The following is a 3,639-nucleotide window of genomic DNA, read 5'->3' on the forward strand; positions in this document are numbered from 1 at the left end:
CTTCGGTCGCCGGGGACGGATCTGCCCCGGCTCGAGGCCGCCTACCTGGGCGGCTAGACGCAGCAAAACCCGCTGTCGGGCCTGTGGTGGCTAACGCGGCAGCGTCGGCCCGATGTACTGTCCCCGGGCAACGCGCTCCACGTCGACGCCACCCATGAACGCCGATCCGCGGATCACCACGCGGGGCGCGCCGGGGGCACCCCGCCCGGCCGCGGCCGCATTGAAGCTGCCGACGACGCTGCTGCCATGAATCTCGACCGTCACGTCCGGCGGGACCACGATGTGGACGCTGCCGAGGACCGCGCGGACCTTGATCGTCAGGACGGGGGCGGTGAACTCGACGTCGCGCAGGTCGAGCTCGACGCTGGCCAATACCGCCGACACCTTCAATGAATCGGCGACCACCGATCCACCCCCGACCTCTGCTGAACTGAGCAGCGCCTTCGCCTTGCGCAGCGGCTCCGCGCCGGAGGAGCTGACTCGGATCTCCGTCGGCGTCGACGCGGCGAGCGCACCGCCGATTTGGCCCAGCGGCAGGTCGGCGCACAGGGCATCGAGATCGGCAAGTGTCACCGCCACCATCGCGTTGGCCGCCCGGTCGGTGTACTCGTCGGTGGCGAGCACGCCCGTGCTCATCGCCGCGGACAGGAAGCCGTGCGCGCGCTCGCGGTCGGCGTCACTGGCTCGCACCGCTGCCCGACGATCGTCACCGACGGGGACTGGATAGTACTGGCCGCTGGGTTGGCTCACGCCGTCCAGTGTATGGAATCCCTAGGCGGAGTAGGCGGTTCCGCGTGCCTCGCGCACCCAGAGCTGCTCATCGGTATGCGCGGTCGCGCCCTCCTGCTTGAGGGTGCGCTTCACAATCTTGTTGGTCGCGGTCGTCGGCAGCTGCGCGCCGATGCGGACGTAGCGCGGCCACGCCTTGGGCGAGAGGTCGGACTGCTCGGCGAGGAAGCCGGCGAACGCCTCAGGTGATAGCTCGCCGGTGCCGCTGGGCACAACGGCGGCCATGACTGCGTCGCCGACGGTCTCGTCGGGGACGCCGTACACGACGACCTGCCCGATCTCGGGCATCCGCTGCAGGATCCGCTCGATCGGCCCGGCCGTCATGTTCTCCCCGTCGACCCGCATCCAATCGCCGGTGCGCCCGGCCAGATAGATCCACCCGTCGGCGTCGCGGTAGCCAAGGTCACCCGACCAGTACTTCCCGTCGCGCAGGCGCTCCGAGGTCGTCGCCTCGTCGTTGTAGTAGCCGGTGAACATCCCCGCTCCGGAGGTGTTGACGAGCTCTCCGATCGCCTCCTCGGGATTGGCGAGGGCCCCGGTCTCGTCGAACCGTGCGACCGCGCACTCGGTGGACGTCGCCGGGTTGTAGACGGCGACGCCGGGGAAGCCCTTGCCGATCGAGCCCTTTGGCGTGCCGGGCTCACGCGTGATGATGATCGCGAGCTCGCTGGAACCGTAGCCGTCCCACACCATGCAGTCGAAACGGCGGGCGAACTCGTCGAGGTCGCGGTCGCTGGCCTCGTTGCCGAACGCCGCGCGCAGCGGATTGTCGGCGTCGTCAGGTTGTTCGGGGGTCGCCAGGATGAACGCGAGTGGCTTGCCGACGTAGTGCATGTACGTGGCACCGAAACGACGGACATCGGACAGGAAGGTCGACGCGGAGAACTTCGCCGGGACCATCGCGGCACCCGAGGCCGCGGCCACGCAGTAGCCGCCGAGCAGCACCGCGGAGTGGAACAGCGGCATCGACAGGTAGCAGACGTCGGAGGCAGTGATGCCGAACTTCTCGACGAGCGGAGGCCCGGCGAACGGGATCAGCATGTGCGCCAGGCGGACGGGCTTGGGGTCACCGCTGGTCCCCGACGTGAAGATCAGCATGAACGGATCGACGGCCTCCGGCGTCGAGTGGGGCACGAGTTCGGGCGCACTGGCGAGAAGCTCGGCCCACTCGTCGCTGGAGGTGTCGAACACTTGGCAGTCGCCCAGATCCAGGCCATCGAGCAGGTCGCGGTGCTCGGCGTCGATCAGGAGGACCTGACAGTCGGCGCGGCGGATGTCGCGTGCGAGGCCGTCTCCCCGTCGCGTGTTGTTGATGCCTGCCGTGACGTACCCGCCCACGGCGCCCGCGGCGATCGCGATCAGCATCGTCGGGGAGTTCGCGAGCAGTACGCCGATGTGCATGGGCCGCGCCGAATCGGCGGCGTCGAGGACGACGGCGGCGACGCGACGCGCGTCGGCGAGATACTCGCGCCAGGTCCACGTCCCGGTGTCGTGGAGGATCGCGGTCCCGTCGTCGTCGGCACGCTCGGCAAGGAGTTCGGTCACGGTGGCAGCCATGCCACCAAATCTAGAACGTGTTACAGAAATACGCGAGCAAATGTCCGATTCGATTCCGCCGAGCGAGCCCAATCCGACGCCGAGCGAGCCCATTCTGACGCCGAGCGAGCCCGGCCAGGCTCGGTCGAAGGGAATCTGGGCTCGGTCGGCGAGATTTCGGGCTCGGTCGGCGAGAATCTGGGCTCGGTCGGCGAGATTTCAGGCTCGGTCGCCGGTTGGCTACTTGCCGACGACGGCCCCGGTGCGCGGAGTCCAGGTGATCTTGCCGCGCTGGAAGTCGCTGACCTTGCCCTTGCGGTCCTTGGTCGCGCGCTCGTCACTGGTCGGCAGACCGAGCTTGCCACCGGGGCCACCGACGGACACGTAGGCACCACCGATCAAACCGCCGACGATCTTCGGTCCCTTCGGCCCGGTGATGATCCGGCCACCGCGGAAGTCCTGCGCGCGTCCACCCGACACCGAGTACTCCGGGGTGAAGCACTCGCCCAATAGTCGCTTGTTGGCCGTGTAGACCTTCTTGATCGCCCCCGACGTGCGGCAGGCCGGGCGATCCTCGCTCAGCCCCAAGGCGCTGGCTGCTTGGGGCCAGGCCTGCGTCATCTCGAACTGCCAGTACGGCCACGTGTGGGTGCCCGAGGGCCGGTACACGGCCTGGCCGGGGATCCCCTTGCGGTTCAGTTCGGAGGCGAACTGCTGCGAGGTGACCCGCGACAAGAGCTCGAGTCCCACGCCGGAGTAGTTCGTGGCCAACAGCGGGAGGTCACTCGGCTTGTCGTGGGGGCCGACGACACCGTTGCCCGACGAGATGTAGACACTGGTGCCCCGCAGCTGTTCGGCGAGCAGATATGGGTCGTGCTCGCGCCAGGCCGGATTACTGGGCAGGCCGAACATCTTCTGCGAGTCGTAACCGCCGGCGTCGCGCATCGCGAACTGGATGGCGGGCTGCATACCGAGCGACGTCATCTGCAGGATCCCGGAGAACGAGGCGGCGAACTTGTAGAACCCGGGGTTGCGCGCCGCGAGCATCATTGCGGCGGTGCCGCCCATGGACAGGCCCTCGATGCCGCGCACGTCCGTCGAGCGCCAATCGCGCTCCAGGACCGTCGGGAGCTCTTTGATGAGGAAGGTCTCCCACTTGTACGTCTTCCCGCGGTCGGGCTGGAGCCAGTCGGTGTAGAAGCTCGACTCACCGCCGATGGGCAAGATGACGTTGAGGTTCTTGTCCGCGTAGAAGTCGACGATGTTGGTGTTGATGACCCAGCCGTTCTGGTCGTCCTGGGCGCGCAGGCCGTC

General features: G+C 68.1%; 3 protein-coding genes. All 3 read right to left on the reverse strand.

The window, feature by feature from the left end; genetic code table 11:
• Window positions 1–90: 90 nt before the first annotated feature.
• Complete coding sequence (locus tag B4L26_RS10265) at window positions 91–750, reverse strand: DUF1707 SHOCT-like domain-containing protein (RefSeq protein WP_290718653.1); 660 nt, start codon at window positions 748–750, stop codon at window positions 91–93.
• 21 nt (window positions 751–771) lie between these two features.
• Complete coding sequence (gene fadD1 / locus B4L26_RS10270; RefSeq protein WP_290718655.1) at window positions 772–2,346, reverse strand: fatty-acid--CoA ligase FadD1; 1,575 nt, start codon at window positions 2,344–2,346, stop codon at window positions 772–774.
• Window positions 2,347–2,565: 219 nt separating this feature from the next.
• Window positions 2,566–3,639 (reverse strand): alpha/beta hydrolase-fold protein (locus B4L26_RS10275; protein ID WP_290718657.1); only part of this gene is annotated, 1,074 nt, incomplete at its 5' end.

Source organism: Gordonia sp. UBA7599, assembly GCA_002477755.1.
Lineage (GTDB): Bacteria > Actinomycetota > Actinomycetes > Mycobacteriales > Mycobacteriaceae > Gordonia.

Excerpts from the sequence above, each read along its gene's own strand:
- fadD1 (WP_290718655.1), bottom strand. The coding sequence starts at position 2,346 with ATGGCTGCCACCGTGACCGAACTCCTTGCCGAGCGTGCCGACGACGAC.